Source organism: Neobacillus driksii, from assembly GCF_013409995.1.
Classification (GTDB): Bacteria; Bacillota; Bacilli; order Bacillales; family Cytobacillaceae; genus Neobacillus; species Neobacillus driksii.
Window position 1 is genome coordinate 121,702 of record NZ_JACCBX010000013.1, and the last position, 21,965, is coordinate 143,666.

16 protein-coding genes and 2 pseudogenes are annotated in these 21,965 nt (G+C 36.7%); 2 read left to right on the plus strand and 16 right to left on the minus strand.

Translation table 11 applies throughout. The annotated features are described in order from the left end of the window. Positions 1-22: 22 nt before the first annotated feature. The 5 genes and pseudogenes from F4694_RS25075 to F4694_RS25095 form a co-directional block, all read right to left on the minus strand. Positions 23-1,402 carry an extracellular solute-binding protein gene (locus tag F4694_RS25075; RefSeq protein ID WP_179602644.1) on the minus strand — a complete coding sequence of 460 codons (1,380 nt, stop codon included), beginning with the start codon at positions 1,400-1,402 and terminating at the stop codon, positions 23-25. A 236-nt stretch (positions 1,403-1,638) separates the two neighbouring features. Beyond that, complete coding sequence (locus F4694_RS25080) at positions 1,639-2,811, minus strand: response regulator transcription factor (RefSeq protein ID WP_179602645.1); 1,173 nt, start codon at positions 2,809-2,811, stop codon at positions 1,639-1,641. Then, a complete protein-coding gene (locus tag F4694_RS25085) occupies positions 2,812-4,566 on the minus strand; it encodes a cache domain-containing sensor histidine kinase (protein ID WP_179602646.1) in 1,755 nt (584 codons plus the stop codon). It lies immediately after the preceding gene. A gap of 17 nt (positions 4,567-4,583) precedes the next feature. Continuing rightward, positions 4,584-5,819 carry an ABC transporter substrate-binding protein gene (locus tag F4694_RS25090; RefSeq protein WP_179602647.1) on the minus strand — a complete coding sequence of 412 codons (1,236 nt, stop codon included), beginning with the start codon at positions 5,817-5,819 and terminating at the stop codon, positions 4,584-4,586. A 241-nt stretch (positions 5,820-6,060) separates the two neighbouring features. Further along, positions 6,061-6,255 (minus strand): annotated as a pseudogene (locus F4694_RS25095) (aldo/keto reductase); the annotation flags it as partial. 357 nt (positions 6,256-6,612) lie between these two features. Here F4694_RS25095 and F4694_RS25100 point away from each other — a divergent pair. Then, positions 6,613-7,337 (plus strand): annotated as a pseudogene (locus F4694_RS25100) (MFS transporter). A 179-nt stretch (positions 7,338-7,516) separates the two neighbouring features. On the opposite strand, the gene F4694_RS25110 reads toward F4694_RS25100, so the two are convergent. Then, positions 7,517-8,074: a hypothetical protein gene (locus F4694_RS25110; RefSeq protein WP_179602651.1), complete on the minus strand. Its 558-nt coding sequence runs from the start codon at positions 8,072-8,074 to the stop codon at positions 7,517-7,519. A gap of 323 nt (positions 8,075-8,397) precedes the next feature. On the opposite strand from F4694_RS25110, the gene F4694_RS25115 reads away from it, so the two are divergent. After that, positions 8,398-8,601 carry a hypothetical protein gene (locus tag F4694_RS25115; RefSeq protein WP_257029387.1) on the plus strand — a complete coding sequence of 68 codons (204 nt, stop codon included), beginning with the start codon at positions 8,398-8,400 and terminating at the stop codon, positions 8,599-8,601. A 128-nt stretch (positions 8,602-8,729) separates the two neighbouring features. On the opposite strand, the gene F4694_RS25120 is transcribed toward F4694_RS25115, so the two are convergent. The 10 genes from F4694_RS25120 to F4694_RS25165 all read right to left on the minus strand — a co-directional run bounded on the left by F4694_RS25120 (position 8,730) and on the right by F4694_RS25165 (position 21,625). Beyond that, positions 8,730-10,535: a carbon starvation CstA family protein gene (locus F4694_RS25120; protein ID WP_179602652.1), complete on the minus strand. Its 1,806-nt coding sequence runs from the start codon at positions 10,533-10,535 to the stop codon at positions 8,730-8,732. Between the two features lie 152 nt (positions 10,536-10,687). Further along, positions 10,688-11,425, minus strand: a complete 738-nt coding sequence (locus F4694_RS25125) for a LytR/AlgR family response regulator transcription factor (RefSeq protein WP_179602653.1) — start codon at positions 11,423-11,425, stop codon at positions 10,688-10,690. Continuing rightward, the gene (locus F4694_RS25130) at positions 11,418-13,184 is read right to left on the minus strand and encodes a sensor histidine kinase (protein WP_179602654.1); all 1,767 of its coding nucleotides are present in this window, start codon (positions 13,182-13,184) and stop codon (positions 11,418-11,420) included. Before F4694_RS25130 ends, F4694_RS25125 begins: the two co-directional genes overlap by 8 nt. A gap of 342 nt (positions 13,185-13,526) precedes the next feature. Continuing rightward, entirely contained in the window at positions 13,527-13,847 is a 321-nt protein-coding gene (locus F4694_RS25135) for a hypothetical protein (RefSeq protein WP_179602655.1), read from the minus strand. 427 nt (positions 13,848-14,274) lie between these two features. Continuing rightward, the gene (locus F4694_RS25140) at positions 14,275-17,358 is read right to left on the minus strand and encodes an MMPL family transporter (RefSeq protein ID WP_179602656.1); all 3,084 of its coding nucleotides are present in this window, start codon (positions 17,356-17,358) and stop codon (positions 14,275-14,277) included. 168 nt (positions 17,359-17,526) lie between these two features. Beyond that, the gene (locus tag F4694_RS25145) at positions 17,527-18,057 is read right to left on the minus strand and encodes a TetR/AcrR family transcriptional regulator (RefSeq protein WP_179602657.1); all 531 of its coding nucleotides are present in this window, start codon (positions 18,055-18,057) and stop codon (positions 17,527-17,529) included. Positions 18,058-18,201: 144 nt separating this feature from the next. After that, positions 18,202-19,182 (minus strand): tRNA dihydrouridine synthase, encoded by a 981-nt coding sequence (locus F4694_RS25150; RefSeq protein WP_179602658.1) that lies wholly within the window; start codon positions 19,180-19,182, stop codon positions 18,202-18,204. 326 nt (positions 19,183-19,508) lie between these two features. Continuing rightward, positions 19,509-20,297: an FAD synthetase family protein gene (locus F4694_RS25155; RefSeq protein ID WP_179602659.1), complete on the minus strand. Its 789-nt coding sequence runs from the start codon at positions 20,295-20,297 to the stop codon at positions 19,509-19,511. A 21-nt stretch (positions 20,298-20,318) separates the two neighbouring features. Continuing rightward, positions 20,319-21,137: a 2-keto-4-pentenoate hydratase gene (locus tag F4694_RS25160; RefSeq protein ID WP_179602660.1), complete on the minus strand. Its 819-nt coding sequence runs from the start codon at positions 21,135-21,137 to the stop codon at positions 20,319-20,321. 14 nt (positions 21,138-21,151) lie between these two features. Then, positions 21,152-21,625 carry a flavin reductase family protein gene (locus F4694_RS25165; protein WP_179602661.1) on the minus strand — a complete coding sequence of 158 codons (474 nt, stop codon included), beginning with the start codon at positions 21,623-21,625 and terminating at the stop codon, positions 21,152-21,154. Positions 21,626-21,965 lie beyond the last annotated feature (340 nt).

A 21,965-nucleotide genomic window follows, 5' to 3' on the forward strand; every position in this document is an offset into this window, starting at 1 on the left:
CACCTCTTACTTTTACAAACGATTATTTTTTATACTTTGCAAATTCTAATTCAATTTTCTTCGCTGCATCGTCTAAATATTTCTTTATTGTTGCTTCATCTGTCGCTTTGTTTTGAGCGATTTTTAGAATGACGTCTTTTGCAAAGGTTTCAGAAAGATAAGGATATCCTGGGGATACAGGACGAGATTTGTTTGTATTTTCCACTTGATACTTTAATACTGACCATGCATCGTTGTGATATGGGTTGTCTGTATTTGTATCAATTGCGTCCACGGAATTGATTCTTGTTGGAATAGAACCGTTTTTAGCGAAATATTCTTTTGATGCTTCGTCGTTAGTTAACCATTCCATGACTTCAACGATTTGCTTGATGCGTTCTTCGTCTTCTTCTTGTCCGTTACGAACAAATGCCCAAGATCCTGATGGTGTGTATAACCCGTTCAAGTTTTCACTCATTTTTGGATAACGAACCGTTTTGAATTTTAAGTCAGGATAATTATTGATAAGCTCATTTACATACCAGAATCCGCTAACAGATAGTGCTGATTTTCCTGTATGGAATGTTTTTTCGGATTCTGTGGCACTAGCAAGTGCTGGTTCAGCAAATAATTGTGCATACTTTGTTAATGCTTCTACACTTTTGTCACTGTTTAATACGCCATCAACTGTTACACCATCTTTACCGACAATGTTTGCATCATTTCCCCAAAGAAGTGGTGTGAAGTAGTATGTTCCTAATTCATAGGCACCTGCAGTAATGTCTGTTAGTAATAAACTTACAGCCACTTCATAATTTGCAAAAGCTGGATCATCCGTCGTTTTGGCAAACTCGTCCACCTTTCTTGATAACTCAATAAATTGATCCCATGTCCAGTCTTGATCAAGTGAAGGTACTAATGCTTTTACATCTTCAGGTAATGCATTGATCATGTCTTCGTTATACATGATAGCTACGCCTGAGTCTGAATAACCCATTCCGTAGAATTTCTCGTCCACTGTTCCTTGGTCGATAATCGCTTGCGTGAATCCATCTTTGAATCCATCGCTCATGTATCCATCAAGTTCACCAAGTAATCCTGAATCAACGTAAGCCCCAATATCGGGTCCATCTAATGTGAAAATATCAGGCATGTCATTTGCTGTAATTGCTGCATTAAGCTTATCTATGTAGCCTGAACCAGCTCCTGCACGTGTGATGTTTTGTATTTCTATTTTTGGTCCGTCTGGATGAGCCTCATTGTAGCTCTTTACTCGGTCAGCAAACATCTTTCCTTCTGGATGATCTGCTGCGGCCTGTGTCCAAACTACAATTTTGTCACTGCTGCTAGTTTTGTCTGAACTACAAGCTGCTAACGAAAAGACTAAAAACAGGATTGAAACAAACAAGATTAACTTTTTCATACTTCTCCCCCTTGTTCTTTTTAACATCTTATCAAGCGCTTTCAATATTGTAATGCGATTTAGTTTAGCGCTTTCATAAGTTAATGATAAGGTATTTACAACGCTTTCAAAATGCTGCATTTCTTTAAAAAATGTTTAAATTCATATTATTGAAAATAAAAGTGCAAGGTGCCAGCTTATTAGCGACAAGCGCAGGGCAATAAACAAAAAAGCCTCATCACCCAGTAGTGAGAGGCTTAATTATTTTTTACTAGTTTACGATATTCACTTGGTGTTTTTTTCATTTTCCTTTTAAATACTTGGCTGAAGTAACGCTGATCGGTATAGCCGACTTTTTCGGCAATTTCATATGTTTTAAGATCTGTATTTTGCAGGAAAAGGCATGCATATTCCATTCTGACATTTGTTAAATAATCGAGAAAGGTAAGACCGGTTTTTTGTTTAAAAAGTAGGCTGAAATAGCTAACACTTAATCCTACTTGTTGTGCTATCTGTTCCACGCCAAGATCTGTTTGAAAGTTATTTCGGATATAGTCGAGTGCCTCTTCCATCATAGCTGCAGCTGATTGGCTGGGCTTATATTCTTTCTTTAACCGCTCTTCTGTCAGAACATTGCCGCTTATATAGTTTTCATATTTTAGTAATTCCTTGGCAGCTTCAACGGAATGCTTTATTTCAAATAACTGCTCAACGACTTTACCAAAAGAGATGATGCATTGATCAGAGCCTTCATGAAGAAGCAGCTGTGAAAATGCATCGGTAATATCCGCTGCTTGAGTGACGAAGTGTTTTGCCATTTCAACGACTACCATCACTTCTTTATCTGACAGCTGGTAAACAAATAGGTTCGGATTCCACTTAGAAAGGAAGTCTTCATTTTTTGTAAAAATTAATTCGATGTCTTCCTTATAGTTTTTTACGATCATTGAGAAATAAAGAGCTTGTTTGTTGTTGGTTTGAGCATCCACTTTCCCTGATGTAATCAGCTCATAAATCGCATATTTCTCATGCTCATACACATTTACTTTTTGCTCTTTTAATTTGTTAAGTGCTCTTTTAACGCAATCTTCCAATTCGTCATAATCAATCGGCTTTAAAATATAGTCGAACGCGTTATTTTTAATTCCTTCTTTTGCATATTCAAAATCATCATAACCGCTTATTAAGATAACCATTGGCTTATTATCGATCTGATTTATTGTCTTTAACAGTTCAATCCCGCTCATTTCAGGCATTGAAATATCTGTTAATAGAAGATCAGCTTGTTGATTTTTGATGATCTCCATGACTTCTTGTCCATTTTGAGCTGTCCCAATGATTTCACAGTCTAATCCCTGCCAATCGATAATTTGTGCAAGATTTTTTAAGATTAACTTTTCGTCATCCGCAATTACTACTTTATATCCCATTTAATCACCTTTAATCGGAAATGAAATTTTAATTACCGTACCCTCATTTTTCGTCGAACAAATGATGAGACCATATTTCTCTCCATAAAAAAGTCTTATCCGCTCATCAACATTGCGTACACCGTGACCATTACTTGTTTGAGTATGTTGATTTTCTAGTTTCCACTTATTTAATTCCATTTGTACACGTTCATCAATACCCTTACCATTGTCTTCAATCCAAAACTCGCCTTGGCAGTTTGAAACCGTACCTCTAATCTTAATCAGCCCTTCTTCATCATCTTTGTTTGAAAACGCATGGATTAAAATATTTTCTACGAGCGGCTGCAGAATTAGTTTAAGGACTTGATAATTATTCAGTTCTTCCTCTACATCTACTTCGAAAGAAAAACGATTATCAAATCTTATTTTCTGTATTTCCAGATAACTGATCACATGACGGATCTCATCTTTTACTTTCACTTCATAACCTCCATTAATGCTGATGCGCAGCAGCTTACCGAGGTTAATCGTCATTTTACTAATTTCCTTTTGCCCGTTTAAAGCGGCAAGTGCATTAATTGATTCAAGCGTATTGTATAAAAAATGAGGATTGATTTGCTGCTGCAGAACTTTAAACTGAGCCTCTCGCTTTCGTTCCTGTTCTGTCTTAATGTCAGTCATCAATTGTTGAAGTTTTCCGATCATGTTATTAAAGCCCTGCGAAATGTTTTGTAATTCTTGAAATTTAAATCTCCCCATTCGTTTGCTCAGCCTGCCGCTTTCAACTTGTTTCATTCGTATTAACAGTTCATGAATAAATAGAGAAATTCTTTTTAAATACAATAAATTAAATAAACCCGCGGTTAACACGGTAAACCCTACAATGACTAACATGGTGTTTCGGATATTGACGATATCACTGGCAATTGTTTTCCAAGGCTTTATTGATACTAGGATGAGCTGTGAGTTACCTCCCGTTTCAAAACTAGAGGGTGTATAAGTAATCAAACTTTTTTCATTGTCCCATTCATCAGTGAGGTAACCACTTTTATTTGTTGGAAAATCAGAAAAACTTTGAATGTCCAGGGTTTTACCAATGTAATTCCGATTTAATGAATAAAGCACGGTCCCCTCTTTATTTACAATCAATTCATGGCTCGGACCTCCATAAATATTTTTAAAAATAGGATCAAATAAATCTAGTTTTACATGTAGTATTAAATAACCTAAATTATCAAGCGTGTTAAGATCCTTTATGACTCTTGATTGAGTTAGAATATAGTTCTGACTAAAAAAAAGGTTTTGATTTTCATATGGAGTTAACCAAACCGGACGACCTTTCTGCTGTAAAACCTCATCCAAAAACAAACTTGAACGAAGCGAGTCTAAGCTCGTAACCTTCTCATCGGTATAAGTAATCACATTCCCATCAAGCGTAAAAAGAACAAGATTATCAATCTGTGAATTACCATACATCTTTCCGGCGATTTCCTGCCGATCCCTATAAAATTCATAAATCGAGGTCGTATTTTGAGTATTTAAATAGTCCTGAATCGTACTTGATGAAACAAGATAGTCAGAAAATGAATTCACTTCAGAAACAGCGGCTAATAAATTTTGATCAACCGCCTTTAAAGTTAGGATCATGTGCTCACTAATATTCTTTTGTAATGTGGTGGATGAAATTTTGTAAGAAACAACCCCTAGTATAATAATCGGAATTAACACAAAACATATAAAGGCTATAATTAACTTATGCTGAAATTTTAACATATCGGCACCTAATTCTTTTATTTAGCATTCGAATAGCGGTTAAACATCTTTTCTAGATTCTTAAGATAAACATCCATATTATGATCATAGTAAAACTGTGCTGTATATTTTCGAAACTCTGATTCTGCAGCAGTTCCTCCTGCCCAGTAATGATTTGGCCAGTTTACTACTTGCCCGCTTACAACTTTTTCTCTAATTAAATGCCCTTCTTTATGGGTGTTTGTAACTCCTTTAACAGCACTGATCGAACCATCAAAATTGGAAATTCTTTGGGCATTTTCCTTTTTTATTAAAAACGCTAAAAACGCTTTCGCTTCTTCAGGATGTTTCGTATCAGCTGAAATGGCAAAGCCGATATCAACTCCACCCAATACATTTTGATCCGTTTGATTCGATACTGGAAATGGAAAAATACCATAATTTAAATAAGGATTCGACTTTTCGATCATCGTTAACGCCCATGTTCCCATAATGTACATAGAACCTTCACCGTTTGCAAATTTTTTATTTACATCATAATAGCTGTCTTCAAAAGAATTTGGCTGCACATATGACAGCACAGTAAGGGTTTTTTCTGATATTTTTCTCCACCTTGGATCAGATACAATTGAAAACTCATCCTTTTCCCAATAACTCGTTTCGAATTCATTTGCGACTAAGTTTAGATTAAAAATACTCGCCTGGTTCACATCTTTGTTAGGCATGACTAAAGCTGTTTTTCCATTAGACTTTAACTCTTCCAAAACTTCAACAAACGAATTCCAACTGTTAGGAACAGATAAATTTAATTCCTCGAAATGATCCTTATTATATAGAACTCCTACCGCATTTTGCGTTAAGGCAGCACCGTACATCTTTCCGTTTATAAGATAACGACTTTGGATAGTGGGTTGGATATTTTTAATGAAGGGTTCATTTGATAAATCAAGCAGATATCCTTTTTCAGCTCTTACTTTATAATCTTGTTCGATCGGATAAGTAATAAAAAGATCTGGAATATCACCTCTTGCAATTCTTCCTTTTAACACTGTCATCGGTTCAGGTACAATGACCTGCTTAATCGTAACGTTAGGATGCAGCTTTTCAAACTCTTGAATAAGTTCATTAAAGATCACTTCTGTTTCAGGTTTCGGTGAAAAAAATTCAAGTTCAATCTTATCTTCTTTTATCAGAGATTGATTTAATTCATTTTCTGTACAACCCGCTAACAAGAGAATGATAAGAATGGGAATGATAGAAAAAAATCGCTTCATATACCCTCCTATATAATATCTTTCTAATACTTTTTTGTTTATTCTTTATATATACTATAAATCTCACTGTTTCGCTAAACAATGTCTCCTTTTTCCAATTCCATGTTCACGAATTTGATAATTCAACTAAATTGGGGTTCTTATACATCAGCAAAAAGGTTTGTTTATGTACAAACGAAATCAAAAAAAAAAACGCCCCACCTGTATAAAAGTGGTTCGCCGCTTTGTTTTTATATATGGTTTAGAATTCTATATAAACAGTCTTATCTCGATCATTAATTCCCCCATCTGGGCGAATGAATTCTGTAATCGCGCTCATTTCTGTTGCATTTAGAGAAAAATCAAAGATTGATATATTTTCAAGTTGTCGTTCAGGATATGAAGATTTAGGAATTGGGATGGCTCCTAGTTGATAATGACAACGTAAAATCAATCGTCTTGTTATGTTCGGCAGCAATCGTTCGGAATCGTTTCATTTTGTAAAACGGCATTTGCTCGAGCTGTCCTTTCTTCTACTCTTGCACCCGTTACTTTAATAGCAATAGGTAAGACTTTGATGTAATCTCCATCTTTTCCCCTGCTCTACACCCAACGTGCGATTTTCAACGCATTAGGCGTTCCATCTTAATCTCTTAGACTAAAGCAATCAAATTACAAACTTTACGAAACTTTAGAGCACAAAATCCAGATCGCTGGTGGGAAGCACTCTCTTATATGATTTACTCATTATGGGGTGGTTTAACTTCCTTTGGTTGATTTCTTTGGACAAGGTAACGATAAATTAAGATTTAGTATGACTGTAGGAATTTTTGCAGTTGCAGCTGTCCTGCTTCTTCTTTTCGCTTTTAGTGGAACAAGAGAAATTAGCAATTCACAGAAAGCTAAATCAATCTCAATTCGTGAAAGTTTTCGTGCGGTTAAAGGAAATTGGCCATGGATTACATTGGTTTTAGTATTCATTTTCTATTGGATAGGAAACATGGCCAGAGCGTCAACAGTAATTTATTATAGTCAGTATAATTTAGGATATAAGAATTTGGCCTCTATTTTAAACGGTCTTGTGGTTGTTCAAATGCTTTCTATCACCGTGTTGCCATATCTAGTTAAACGCTTTATAAAGACCCCTACACAAATTATCGGATTGTCATTGGCAGCCTTGGGGCAAATCATTATTGGGTTCGCAGGAAGTAACATCACGATGATAATTATTGGATGGACAATAGCTTCACTGGGTACCGGTATAGCAGTACTTTGCCTTTTGCAATGCTTTCAGATACTGTCAATTATGGTGAGTGGAAAAACGGTGTTAGAGCCAGCGGATTTTTGACAGCAGTGGGAATTTCTTTCTGTATTAAGCTGGGTCCAGGATTAGGCAGCTTTATTCCTTCATTAATACTAGGTGCTGCTGGTTATGTTGCAAATGCTGAACAAACATCTCAATCATTAGCAGCAATCAAGTTTTGCTTCACTTGGTTACCGGCTTTTTTTCTTTGCTGTAGGTGCAATTATTATGTTTAAATACATTAAATATGAAAAAAATGAAAGCAAGATTAGACAGGAATTGGAGGCAAGATTAAATACGAACGTTTAAGTTTATACCCTTTACTAAAATCTTCATAACCAATAGAAGAAGCAGGCTGCCCATTAACGGGTTCCTGCTTCTTCTTTTATACCTATCTGCAAGAAACACCCAACTTTTAAAAATTTTTTACAAGCTTAATCTCATCATTTTTTGAGATGAATCCATTGATGCTTTCAAACTTTTTGTCTATTTTTAAATGATCTTGGTTCTCTATTACATATTTCATAAAAGAACAACAAAAGAGCTTACGTGCTATTCTTCCTTTTTCACCTATTAAATTGAACCACCCTTGTCCAACATAAAAAGGGTTCGTTAGCATTTTATCAACAATAAAAGATATTCTTTCATTTTCTTCATTTGTTTCAAATTCTGTTTTTGAGGAAAGAGCCAATACAAAATAGTTTTTAAACTTATCTAATTCAAGTAATTGAAGATGGTACCTTTCATGGTGCTTTATATTAAATTCCTTCAGAACCGTTTTAATACTTTTTTCAACATCTATTTCATATTTACCAGCATCTTTCAAAGTCGTTATACGCGAATCAAATATAGACAGTGTCATGATATAATGTGAAGCATAATTTTTTGGATCAAATGATTCTTTACCATTTAGCTTTTCATCGACCGGTGCAACAATAAATTTTTTATAGTCAGCAAAAAACTTTTCGTTCATACGGTATACCTTCTTTCATAAATTAATTGGGCTGGATGAATAAAATGATTCTGATCCTTTTCTGAGTTAAGGGAAGGTCTTCCTGGTGGAAAGAATTCATTGGTTTTCCTATTTCATTAATCGTATGTCAAAACAACTTCGACGGACTGGAGATACTAGTTGCTATATATATTCATTTTTAAAAATTAAAATCCTGCTTTTTCTTCCATGAAACTACATTTTTCACTTTTTTTAATCAAAAAGTCCCATTCCTCGAGTATCTAATGGTCTATAACAAAACTACTATATTATACTTAATGAAAGAACAAAGGGAGCAAAAATCGATGAATGTTGAATTGGATACTGAATCAAAACAGTGGATAAAGTCAAAAGGCAATCAATTGACCGTAAAGACGCTTGAGGTAAAGGCTTGTTGTGCTCCAGGTATTCAGGAACAAGTTGCAGTCCCTGGAAAACCTAAAACGTTAAACCAATTTAATGAGGTTATAATCGATAATTTTATCTATCTATGTACAAAAAAGTATTAGAGGCAAGGAGAAACTTATACTTAAATTAACTGGTTTCGGTTTCTTTAAATCTATTTCCGCAAAACTTCAATGAGGAACCCCTATAAAAAAACAGCACCCATTCATTTAGTCGAATGGGTGCTTGTTATTTATGCTACTTCTTTTTCCGATTGTTTTACTAATACATTTTGTGGAATCTTCCAAAGCTTAATCCATTTGTTAATTGAAGCAACCATAATTACTATACCAAGGATGAGCATGGTAATAGAAAGAATACCGTTTAATACACTGAAACCAGCATTATCTGCATTGAAATAGACGTTTTTAACCATCCAGTAACCCGCTACCATTACGGTTACAAATAAATATGCTAGAGGGATTAGACATGTAAGCATGTACCAGCGCTTTTCGGCAATCTTTAGGACTACTGTCGCTCCGACAATCAGTCCAATAGAAGCCATTAATTGGTTTGATACACCAAATAGTGCCCAGACGGAGCTGATGTCCCCTGAGAAAAGAAGATATCCCCAGACGAAGCAGGCTAATGCACTGGCAAAGATATTTGCTCCGAGTGAATCTGTACGTTTTAATGGTCTAATAAAGTCTCCAAGGAAATCTTGAATAAGATAGCGAGCAACCCTCGTTCCTGAATCAATCGCAGTTAAGATAAAGACAGCCTCAAATAGAATGACAAATTGATAGAAATAGGATGCTAATTTTGCAAAAAATGGAACTGCTGCGAAGATGTATGTCATCCCTACAGCGAGAGTAACGGCTCCACCTGTTCTTCCTTCAAGGTCCATTCCAACCTTTTCCTCGAGTTGGTTCAGTTCAACTGTCTCCATTCCAAGTGTTGCGAATTTCTCAGGTGTGGAATTGATTGCAAAATAATCGCCTGGCTGTAGAGAGATGGCAGCAATTAAAGCCATAATTGCCACTAAGCATTCAACAAGCATTGCTCCAAAAGCTACACCTTTAATGTCACCCCAGCGGCTGACCATCTTCGGTGTTGTACCAGACCCAACGAATGCGTGGAATCCTGAAATTGCTCCGCAGGCAATTGTAATCGAGATAAACGGCCAAACTGGACCAGCAACAACAGGACCACCGCCATTAATAAACTCTGTAAATGCAGGAAATTGAACTTCCGGGTTTACAATGAATACCCCGACGATCAATGCTGCGAATACCCCAATCTTCATAAATGTACTTAAATAATCACGTGGTGCCAGCAATAACCAAACTGGTAATGCTGCCGCAAAAAATGCATAGATTGGCAGTATAAGAGCAAGCGTGCTTTTTTCTAGTGTTAGCAAATCTCCTAACCATGTACCTTGAATATTTGGTCCCCAAACGATTGCTGCCATGATTAGAATGAAACCAACAGTTGTAGCTAGTTTTAAATTGCCGGTCTTCTTATGGTATAATCCAACACCCATTGCAATCGGAATGGTGATTCCAACTGCGAATGTTCCCCATGGGTTTCTTTCAAGTGCACCCAATACAACCATTGACAGACCAGCCATCGTAATAGTGATGATGAATAACATCGCTAATCCTGTACAGAATCCAGCTACAGGACCGAGTTCTTCCTTTGCAACCTCTGATAAAGATTTTCCATCTCTGCGCATTGATGCAAAGAGAACGACCATATCGTGGACCGCTCCACCAATTACTGCACCAATTAACAGCCAAAGCAGGCCTGGTAAATAACCGAATTGTGCTGCCAAGATTGGACCAACTAAAGGGCCAGCTGCAGCAATCGCAGCAAAATGGTGACCAAATACAACCCATTTATTTGTAGGTACATAATCTTGTCCATCTTCTAATTTCTGAGCAGGTGTCGGCTTTGAATCAGTAAGCTTCAAAACCTTTGCCGCCATAAAGGTGCCATATAAACGATAAACGATTAAGAGGATACATATTGAACCTATTACGATTGAAATCGCATTCATTTCTCATTCTCCCTCCATTACTTCTTATACAATCATTATCTTACAAAATGAAAACGCTTTTATTTCATTTTCAAAATAACTTGCACAAATGGGAAGGTGAATTGCAAAAAACAACAGATGAAATACAATGATTGGAAATAAAAAACTAAAATTTAAAACCCTAACATCTGCTTCAATTCTTTTACATAGGTTCGGCTGACGGGAACCTTTGAGTCGTTTTTCATGATTAGATTATAGGTAGAGTTAAACCAAGGCTCTATCTCTACTATATGATCGATGTTTACAATGAAACTGCGGTGGACGCGAAGAAATTTGGTGTTAGGTAACTTTTTCTCTAATACGACAAGTGCCTCACTTACTGTGTACTTTTGGTCCATTGTTTCGATTGCGCACTTACCCTCACTGGATTCTAAATAAACAATGTCAGCATTGGGTAATAAAATAATTCTTTCATCGACAAGGACCGCAATTTTCCCATTTTGGATGTTATTCTCAGAGGAGTAAATGGGAAAATCATGATCTCCGATTTTCTTTATCTTTTTAATTTTTTTCAGAGTTTTATTAATCCGTTCTTCATCAAAGGGCTTTAATATATAATCCACCGCGTTTAATTCAAAGGCCTTAAGGGCAAATTCATCGTAAGCAGTAGCAAAAATAGTCGCTGGAGCTGGATTAAGGTTTTCTATTTGCTTCGCTAAGTCCAATCCGCTCTCATCAGCCAGTTCAATATCTAGGAAGACAATATCTGGTTTTAACCCAAGAATATCTGCAATAGCATCCTCGACACAATCACTTTCACCTATGACGAACACCTGCTTGCTGCGTACCAGCAAGTATTTTAATTCATCTCTTGCTAATGGTTCATCATCCACTATGTAAGCTTTAAGCATTTTGATCAAAAACTCCTTTATAGTCTTGCGGAATGGAAATCATCACTGTTGTTCCATGGTCCACTTCACTTTCAATAGTTAAATAGGCTTGACCATTGTAAATTCCTTTAAGACGTTCATTTATATTAAAAAGAGCTGTGCCATTTCCTTTTTTCGAATCTACGATTTGCTTCCCTAACACTCCAATCCTATCTCTAGGGATGCCCTTTCCGTTATCAGCAACAATAATTTGCAATTGATTATTTTCGAAAAAAATCCGGATTGCTATTTTCCCTTCGGATTTACTTCTAGGAAAGCCATAATGTATTGCATTTTCTACCAATGGCTGCAGGGTAAACGGAGGAATCAACAGCTCTTCGAGACCTGGTTCAATTTGAAAATCTACGAAATACTTATTCGGAAAACGGGTCTGTTCCAAAGATAGATAAGCCCTGACATTTGCTAATTCCTTTTCCAGCGGGAGGAGCATCTGCCTTGCTCCTTGGAGATTTCCACGAAAAAATGAACTGAGCTCCAACAGTAATTTACGAGCTTTATCTGCATCTGTTCGACAAAGTGCTGAGATTGTATTGATACTATTAAATAAAAAGTGCGGATGGATTTGTGCCTGTAAGGCTTTTATTTCTGCATCTTTCAATAGCTTCGTCTGTCTTTCTGCTTCAGCAAGCTCGAGCTGTGTAGAAAAAAGATTAGCAAGTCCCTCTGCTAATTCCTGCTGTACCTTATCTAATTTTTCCGGCTCAGTATAGTACATTTTTAATGTACCGACGATTTTATTTTTCACCTTCAACGGCAGGACAATGGCGGCTTCTAAAGGACAATCATGATGAACGCAGAGAATTTCCTTCTTCGATCTTGCGATTGAAATTTTGCCGCTTTCAAGCACCTTTTTTGTCAAACCGGTCTCCGGTTTTGACTTAGGGATATGGTGGTCTAAAGCTGCGCCGACATGAGCTAGGACTTGATGGTCATCTGTAACTGAAACCGCATCAGCATCGGTTAGTTTTAGCATAATTTCCGCTATCTCCCCGCAGGAATGGATATTCAAGCCTTGTCGAAAATATGGCAGGGTTTGATCGGCAATAAGAAAGGCCAGGTTGGTTTGATTTGCACGAGTAACCTCTTTATCACGTTTAATTGCTCTAATTATGAACATAAATAGCAATGTACCTAATCCATTGCCAAATATCATCGGTAAGCTAATAAACTCTACAAGGCTCCATGCTTGTTCAAACGGTTTAGCAAAAACAAGAATGAGTAACATTTGTACGGATTCCAATATCATGCCTATCATTACAGCAAATCCTGCAGTAATTTGTTTTCCCATCAGTTTTCTTTTTCTACCAAAGTAGCCTGCAATAATCCCAGCTAAGATAGTAGAAATTCCGCAGGAAAATGCAGTGAAACCGCCAAGCGTGTAACGATGCATTCCAGCAATCAATCCTGCACCAACACCAACCATCGGGCCACCAAGCAAACCACCTATGACAACCCCCATCACTCTTGTATTTGCCAGTGCACTCTCATGTTCTAATTCAGAAAGCCACGTTGCTCTATTAATAGAATTATAATGAACTTCAACCCCTGTATAATTACTAATGATCCCGAAGGCACCAAAAAGTAAAATAAGCAAGATTCTCTCATTTGTATTGTGTTTGGTTTGAATAATATGACGAAATGACTTCATTTGCGAAAGCAAAAAAGCCACAATGACTATGATACCGACCTTTTCAAGCATTAATGCTGCTAAATTAAACATTTTCACCCATCCTTTAGTGCGGTCCGTGGCACCCTCACCAAACCTGTAAATACTTGGGACTAAAATGGAAGGATTTCAATATAGTTGATTGCCACCATATAATTAAAAACAAAATAGCCCAACTTAAAAACTCAATTGGGCTATAAGCTATAATACCTTGGAATCCCCTCAGCTGGGAAGTTGTATTTGAAGAACCGATCCTATTATAACATTATTCTACTAGATTTAACTAAAGATGATTATTGTTTTGGGGAGATAAGAAATGAAAAGATTATCTGGAGGTATTTTCCAATATGTTACATAAGAAGATAATGATAATGATAGAATTTATAGCATAAAACATTAGCCGAAATACACATTTACCCTCCCTTCTTTTTGAGCAGTTGCCAAACAGTTTTGGATAAAATCCTGGATTTGTTTTAGATCCCAATCTCTTTCTGATAGGGATTTACCGTTTCCATATAATTGATTGTAGGTATTTAATGCTTTTTCAAGTTGATTAATTGAAAAGGTGGAACTTTTACCTGACCCGCTAACTCCTGCATAGAATTGATTTGCGTCTAGTAAACTGTAAAGGATGGTAGAATTATAATTCCCCATGCTAAAACGAGCGTAAGCAATTTCTTCTCCTGAATTATTGAATCCTGAAATATCATGACCCATTAGTGATCCTCCTTCATAAATTTATTTGTCTTAGGAAACTTATAAATGATTATATGTTTACATGGTTACCACTCCCTTCAAGTTTTGTTAGTAAACTATTGGAATAAATGGGTGTTACGGCAGGAAAATGTGAAGATTCGATATGGAGGTTGTTCAATAAGATTATCATCATTTGAAAGTAGAATTTACTATTAGAGGTTATCATAAACACATTGTTTTAATCGGGAAATGATGGAGGACAGAAACATCAAAAGTTTGGAAGTGTAATTTTTTTATCGTTATTCTCATTTGTCTAGAACCTATTTGATAGAATAATATCATATTAGACCTTAGATAAATTCAGTCTTTTCAAAGGCTTTTCTACAATTCTGTGAACCTCAAAGGAAAAGCCGACTTCCTTTTTTTAACAAGTAAGTCGGCTTTTTATTTATATTACTTTTTCCTCTAAATTTAAGTCAGCTTTCTTTTTTCTAGAGAATACGTTCACCAAGGTATCTGGCAGGGCGATCATAGCTGGTAAAAAGATAGGAAGCAGTACAAAGCAAAGTACAATCAGTCCTGTAATGACCGCTATGGCCAATTCAGATAAAAGGATGATTCCAGAAGGCATAAGTGTCGCAAATGTGCCTCCAAGGATGATGACTGCAGCAATAATGACACCGCCTATATGTCTTGAAGCCGTAACAATTGCCTCCTTCTGCGACATATGAGGGTATTCCTTAAAGCGCATCATTAAAAAGATACTGTAGTCTACTCCCAAGGCGACAATAATGATAAACGAGAAGAAAGGAACAAAGGAGGAAATCCCTTCAAGCCCCTGCAAATCTATAAATATATAATTTATGATGAACATCGCCGCATAGTAGGAACCTAAAAGCGATGCCGTTATGAAAACTGGTGTCCAGAACGACCGAATAACGAAGAACAGTACCAGCAAAACTCCGATAATGACAATCGTCGTCGATCTGTTTAAATCCCTGCTTAATACATCATTCATATCTTTGGTTGTAGCACTTGGTCCAGATGTGCCAAACTTAGCATCTGAAAGATTATTGCCTTTCAGTCCATTAGAAACCTCTGCATTAATTTTATTAATGGTACTTAAAGCTTCTTTTGAATAAGGATCATCTTTTAATACAATGATCATTTTGGTAATTTTTCTATCCTCAGACATAAATGAGTCCAACGATTTTTCAAAGTTTTTGTCGTTCAAGGCTTCCTTTGGAATAAAGAAAGTTTTATTTGTTTTATACTGTGTTAAGAATCCATTCGTTTGCCCAAGTCCGTCAGAAATTTGCTTTAATCCGCCGTTTACTTCAGAAAGTTGTTGTCCAAAGATGCTGAACCCATTGAGACCATCGGCAAGCTGCTGCTGACCACTTTTCATCTCACCGAGCCCTGAGGCTACAGTTTTCATATTGGCTACAATAGTCCCTATTCCTGAAGAGGCTTGATCAAGGCCGCTTTCGAGCTGTTTCAAACCGGCTGCCATTTGGGATATGCCGTCGCTGATACTGGAAAGATTTTTATTGGTTTCAGCAAATCCTGTAGTTGCAGCATTATAATTTTCATTTAATGTTTGAATTCCTTCAGGTGTAATCTGACTTAATGACGAGGATAATTGGTCAATTGTTAGCTTTAATCCTTGAAAATTCCCATCAGAGTCGGCACCGGAATAACTTTTACCCAGTTCTGTCACCATGAATTGCATCTGTGAAAGTGCACTTTTTACTCCCAGAAGAGCCTGTGCTGCACCCTGATAGTGAGTCCCCATCTCAGCGTAACCAGCCTGCATTTTCCTATAATTATCTGCTAACAGTGATACGCCGCTGCTCATTTTTGTGAGATTTGTTTCAATGGCAGCAATACCGCTAGTAATTGTTTGTGAAGAACTTGATCCATTATCGATACCATTCTGAATTTGGATTAACCCATTTGTTAAGGCAATCATACCTTCTTCAAGCTTTGCTGTACCATCAACCATTTGGTTGACCTGAGAAAAATCTGCCGCTCCTAGCTTTTCTTGAGCCAGTTTCAGCCCATCATTTATTTGATCGACACCATTTTGAGTCTGTGACACACCATCCGTAACAGAGCTCATCTGACTATCAACGTAAAACTCTTCAATTGGCTTACCCAAAGGCTGTGTGACCGAAGAAACCTGCTTCACGCCTTCAATACTTTTAATTCTTTCTGTTACGTCATCAATTACAGCAAGTGATTCATTATTATTTAACGCTTTACTATTTTCAATCACAACCGTTGCAGGCATTGCCTGGCCTTTCCCAAAATGATCCGCAACAATATTAAATCCTTTCGAAGATGGATATTTGTTTCCCAGTTCACCAACGGTATCAAAGTTAAGCTTTTCTTCATGCAAATATACCATTGGCACCAGAATTAAGAGAATGACAATCACTGTGATAAGTGGACGCTTTGTGGCAAAGGATGATGTTGTACCCCAGAACTTGTTTTCCTTATGCCCACTTATACTCTTCGATGGCCAGAAAAGTTTTTTTCCTAAGACTTTCATAATAAAAGGAGTCAGCGTCAAAATTTCAAGCAACAGGATGGTTACACCTATTGCGACAACGACACCGGATTTATATATTGGTGATTCGGCAAAAACGAGAGCAAGGAAAGCAATAAACACCGTGAGTATACTGTAAGCAATCGTTTTACCAGCCGTTTTATACGTGTTTACGATTGATTCATCGATGGAATGACCGTGAGTCAGTTCTTCCCTAAATCGATTAAACAAAAGAATGTTGTAATCAGTACCAATACCAAAGAGGATTAGTACCAGGAGCATTTGAGTAAGACTTGTGATTGGAAAACCGGCTTTGTCAATTAATTGTGCTGCAATCCCCATAGAAACAAGATATGAAAAGGCTACTGCCACTAATGAAACCAAAGGCGTAACAACTGACCTAAACGTGATAATCAGTACGACTAAAATAAAGATAACAGTCAAGGCCGCACTCTTTTCCACTCCCGCAAGAGAAGCCTTCAGATAGTCGTTATTGATAAAATCTTCCCCGCTTAAATAATATTCAACAGGAACATCACCGAGCTTCTTATCAAGGTCATTCTGGATATCATCGACTTCTCTGCCTTTCTTATCCAGCTTAAAGCTCACCATAACAGTTGTTTTATCTTTGGAAACCAATGAGCTTTTCGCCTCAGGCATGTTAAAGGGATCAATCATATCCGTAATCCCAAGCCCTTTCTTGCTATCACTAATTTCCATTATCGTATCACCGATAATTTTCATTTCAGCGTTAGAAATTTTATTTTTATCATAAAAAACGATGATGTTGTTTGTGCCTTTCGTCGTATCCATCTTTTTCAGGATATTGTCTGCGATAACAGAAGGGCTTTCACTGCTTGTTCCTTGCTGCCCTTTTTCCCTTAGAATGGCATTGATGTCCGGCTGAAAGACAGTGAGCAATATGGTGGCAATTAACCAAATTGAAAAAATCGCCCAACGCCTTTTTATGATTTTATTCACCCTTGTATCCTCCCCGTTGTTATTTTGTCTGTTTGTTTTGTCCCGTAAGTCCGTTACATCAAAGAAATCCTTTTTCACATTAGTCACTATATCAAGGGATGAGGATGGGTTCAAAAAGCAAAATGAAACAAGTGCCTCAAAATACTACATTTATACAATTTTGTCTCATTAAAACATCACCTGTTTAAAGATTTCAAACAACTCCTCTTTTTCGTAATTGTATTCTTTACTCACCCAATTTTGTAGAATCGTCATAAATGCCACGGCATATAACTCACACATCACATCAGGATACTTCGACTGATTGATTTTAGTTGATATCGGGTCATCTCCTGTTTTGGAGTGTTCACGCATAATATCACTTGCAATTTTCACCATGCTTTTGAAAAATATATGCCCTTCAGATCCTAACAAAGTGTTTTCAAATAACACAAAATGGTCTTCGACATAATCAACTAGAAACCTAAAAGTGTCAGTATTCGATTTTTTATTTCTGCTAATAATCTCTTCAGATAAATGATAAATAAAATCTCTTAACAGACTGTACTTATCTTCATAATAACGATAAAACGTAGTCCGATGAATCAATGCATCATCACATATATCTTTTATCGTGATTGAAGAGAATCTTTTCGATTGCAACACATGTATAAAGCTTTGTATAATTTGGCGTCGTGTCCGTTCAGTCGTATAGTGCATCGTACACATCCTTGTATAGGTTTTGGGTATTGATAAATTTCAAATACGTACTGTGTACTGGTTATAGGCTCAATTATAGTAAAAGACTTTTACTATAACAAAAAAGAAGGTCTTGTCGGCAAAAACCGGAAAGACCTCCTTCTACTATTCCTCTGTCCCATCAACATTCTTTGTCCCAAAGTTATCGAGTAATGCACGCACTTCATCTGTTGATTTCGTGTTCATCAATTGATTCCTTAATTCTGCAGCTCCAGGGAATCCTTTGACATAAATTTTGAAAAAGCGGTGAAGCCCTGTGATGGAACGCGGCAGTACTTCCGCATATTGATCCTGAAGATCAAGCTGCAGTCTTAAAAGATCAAGGTATTCTTTACTACTATGCTCTTTTGGCTCTTTTTCAAATGCAAAAGGATTTTTAAAAATACCCCGCCCAATCATAACGCCATCAATATCATATTTTTCAGCAAGCTGCAGCCCAGTTTGACGGTCAGGAATGTCTCCATTGATTGTTAGTAGCGTATTTGGTGCGATCGTGTCAAGTAATTTTTTGATCTCCGGAATTAGCTCCCAATGCGCAGGGACTTGGCTCATTTCCTGTCTTGTACGTAAATGAATAGAAAGGTTTGCAATATCCTGTTTTAAAATATGCGTTAGCCACTCCTCCCACTCCTGAATGTCCTTATCGCCAAGTCGTGTTTTCACACTTACAGGCAGTCCACCCGCTTTTGCTGCTTGAATAAGTTCTGCCGCTACGTCTGGACGCAGAATAAGCCCGCTGCCTTTTCCTCGCGATGCCACATTCGGTACAGGGCAGCCCATATTAATATCGATGCCTTTAAATCCTAGTTCTGCCATCCCAATACTCATTTGACGGAAATATTCAGGATTATCTCCCCAAATATGTGCCACAATTGGCTGTTCATCTTCTGTAAAAGTCAAACGGCCACGCACACTTTTCATGCCCTCTGGATGACAATAGCTATCCGAGTTTGTAAACTCTGTGAAAAATACATCAGGTCGACCAGCTGCACTTACTACATGGCGAAAAACAAGATCTGTCACATCTTCCATTGGTGCAAGTACAAAAAATGGTCGTGGTAAATCACGCCAAAAATTTTCTTTCATATATATATTCAAATCCTCTCATTATCGGTTAACTGGTCAATCCCTTATCCCAAAATTAAAAAGCAGAATGTCTCTGCTCCTTTTACACTTATACCATGACTAAGCACTTTTTATCAAATTCATAAAAAAGATTCGAAAAGAAAATGGGAAGAATACTGGACTGATAACGGTTTACAGGAAAAAGACCCCAAAATCGTAAAAGTATTTTTTCACGAAATCAGGGTCAGTTTATTTTTGGGATTATTAACGCTTCTATTAATATTATCCTATTTAAGAAGGGAAATTGTAGAATGGACTACAATCAACATAAATCAAAGGCTGAATAATCAGCTTGGTATTGTTTTTAATTGCTCAACCCATTCTATCGTTAATAAATTGGATAGTATCGACATTTCATGATGAATCTGAATATATTTTTTACACTTTACAGTTGCAACACACTCAATAGATGCATGTCGATCTTCAATCAATACTTTATAACTACCAACATTCGGTAACGAATAATTTGGCAGGATACCATTCTTTTGACAATATTTAGTTTTGTAAAAGCCTCCTAGTAAATTGGGTAATTCACTAAGCTTTCTTTCTATCAAGTGCTTCCGAATCAATGTCGAACTAATTTTTTGATTATTCCACTTTAGCTCCTCAACAACCGTTAGGCCTACTTGATGTGCAGCAGCATAATCTGCCAGTGTTTTAACGGTACCACTTGCTTTTGCACCATATGTGTAGTCAAAACCACAAATAATTTCCTTAGCATTCAAACCTATAACATAATCATCTAAAAAATCGTTTGCTTCTACTTTAGCTAATTCCTTTGTAAATTCTACAATATAAAAAATATCCACTTCAAGTTTTTCTAACTTTTCAATTTTTTGTTCTAGTGGCTCAAGATATGAGATTGCTATGTCCGAACATAAAACACTTTTGGGATGCGGGAAAAAAGAGAGAACCGCTAGTGATAAATTTTGTGCTTTTGCTTTTTCTTTAGCTGTTTGAATTACCTTTTGATGCCCTAAATGCACACCATCAAAGTAACCAAGGGCCATTGCTACATTAGGAGATGACTGTCTAATCTCTTGTAAGTTATTAGCATTCACATAGATTACCTTCATTGCGATTCTCTCCTTTTTCTTTCATCTTGCTAAATTTTGTGCTGCTTTATAAATTAAATCTTCTTCCAAAATGTTAACTTTTACTTTTCCAAGTATGCCGAAATCAACTTCGAATTTATCACCTGTTTTAAAGGTAACAGCTTTTGATAGCGCTCCTGATAAGACAAACATGCCCGGCTCGATAGAAATGCCAAAGGCACTCACTTCATTTGCTAACCAAACAACTGCATTGAGTGGGTTCCCTAACACAGCTGAGCTCGTTGCTTCGTCTAAAAATTCACCATTTTTCTTTACAATCATTGGAATATTTGTAATGTCTTCAATGTCTTTAAGTAGCGTCCGCTTTTGACCTAAGATCGCACCGGCGGAAGACCCATTGTCTGCCACTGTATCCTCAAATTTTATTTTCCAATTCTCAATGCGGCTGTCGATTACTTCGACTGCTGGTACTACATAGGCTGTTGCATCAATTACATCTTGCACCGTCACTTGTGGCCCTTTTAACTCTCTATTAAAAACAAACGCAATCTCAAACTCTACCTTTGGCTGAATAAAAGACTCAGCAACTAAACCATCTGCCTCGTCATATACCATTGTATCTAAAATACAGCCATAGTCTGGTGTATAAACATTCAACATTTCTTGCATCACTTTACTCGTTAACCCGATCTTTAACCCTTTCACTGTGGCCCCGTTTTCAATCTTTTGATGAATTTGCTCTAATTGCACTGCATAAGCCTCAGCAACTGTAATATTTTCATAGGTTTCGGTTAAGGGAGCAATTGGCTGTTTCGTACGTTCCGCTTCAAGCAATGCTTCAGCTATGGTTTGAATATTCATAGACAATTCTCCTTTTAGGACTTAACTGTTTCTACCTCTGTCAATTGACAATATTTACCACTGAAGAACAATAACGGATCTTTATCCTCAAGCCGTAAATCTACTACTTTACCAATGAATAATGTATGGTCACCCTCTATATGTTCTGATACGACTTCACATGCGATTTGAGTGATAGCCCCTTTTAATACTGGCAGCCCAGCTAACGTTTCAAATTCAACTACTTCACCAGGTCTCCCAGCAAAATGACGTGAATAATGCTCTTGATCCTCCGCTAAAATATTTACTGTATACTTTTTAGATTGTGAAACTTTCTCTAGAAATTTTGCTTTATGTCCAATAGAAATTAAGACAAGCTTCGGATCCAATGATACTGACATAAAACCGTTTGCTGTCATTCCATGTGTTTCTCCCTCGTTTTCTGTTAAAAGAACTGTAACCCCTGTCGCAAACTTCCCCATTGCATTTCTAAATAAACGATCATCCATCCCAATTCCCCCATTCGTAATCGATTGATTTAATCATAAATGAGTCCATTTAAAATTATCATGGTATTTTTTATTGAAAATTCAAATAAAAACAATAAAATTTACACAAATCTATATTTGAATTTTCACATGAAAAATATTCAGAAAAATTCAGATTTATCAATATATCGCAATGTCAAAAGTTTTGCTTTTTGGAACTGGGATTCTATTACTTCTTTTTTGTTCTCCGGCAAACACAAATTAACTATCAATCTTTTTTTTCTTGTCAATCTCTTTTTTATCAAATAGAATTCATTTCATGGAAGATTCGAACTCCGGATTTTCTGATAAGATGCTATAG

Coding starts and splice junctions, on each gene's coding strand:
- F4694_RS25075 (WP_179602644.1), bottom strand. CDS start 1,402: ATGAAAAAGTTAATCTTGTTTGTTTCAATCCTGTTTTTAGTCTTTTCG.
- F4694_RS25080 (WP_179602645.1), bottom strand. CDS start 2,811: ATGGGATATAAAGTAGTAATTGCGGATGACGAAAAGTTAATCTTAAAA.
- F4694_RS25085 (WP_179602646.1), bottom strand. CDS start 4,566: ATGTTAAAATTTCAGCATAAGTTAATTATAGCCTTTATATGTTTTGTG.
- F4694_RS25090 (WP_179602647.1), bottom strand. CDS start 5,819: ATGAAGCGATTTTTTTCTATCATTCCCATTCTTATCATTCTCTTGTTA.
- F4694_RS25110 (WP_179602651.1), bottom strand. CDS start 8,074: ATGAACGAAAAGTTTTTTGCTGACTATAAAAAATTTATTGTTGCACCG.
- F4694_RS25115 (WP_257029387.1), top strand. CDS start 8,398: ATGAATGTTGAATTGGATACTGAATCAAAACAGTGGATAAAGTCAAAA.
- F4694_RS25120 (WP_179602652.1), bottom strand. CDS start 10,535: ATGAATGCGATTTCAATCGTAATAGGTTCAATATGTATCCTCTTAATC.
- F4694_RS25125 (WP_179602653.1), bottom strand. CDS start 11,425: ATGCTTAAAGCTTACATAGTGGATGATGAACCATTAGCAAGAGATGAA.
- F4694_RS25130 (WP_179602654.1), bottom strand. CDS start 13,184: ATGTTTAATTTAGCAGCATTAATGCTTGAAAAGGTCGGTATCATAGTC.
- F4694_RS25135 (WP_179602655.1), bottom strand. CDS start 13,847: ATGGGTCATGATATTTCAGGATTCAATAATTCAGGAGAAGAAATTGCT.
- F4694_RS25145 (WP_179602657.1), bottom strand. CDS start 18,057: ATGCACTATACGACTGAACGGACACGACGCCAAATTATACAAAGCTTT.
- F4694_RS25150 (WP_179602658.1), bottom strand. CDS start 19,182: ATGAAAGAAAATTTTTGGCGTGATTTACCACGACCATTTTTTGTACTT.
- F4694_RS25155 (WP_179602659.1), bottom strand. CDS start 20,297: ATGAAGGTAATCTATGTGAATGCTAATAACTTACAAGAGATTAGACAG.
- F4694_RS25160 (WP_179602660.1), bottom strand. CDS start 21,137: ATGAATATTCAAACCATAGCTGAAGCATTGCTTGAAGCGGAACGTACG.
- F4694_RS25165 (WP_179602661.1), bottom strand. CDS start 21,625: ATGGATGATCGTTTATTTAGAAATGCAATGGGGAAGTTTGCGACAGGG.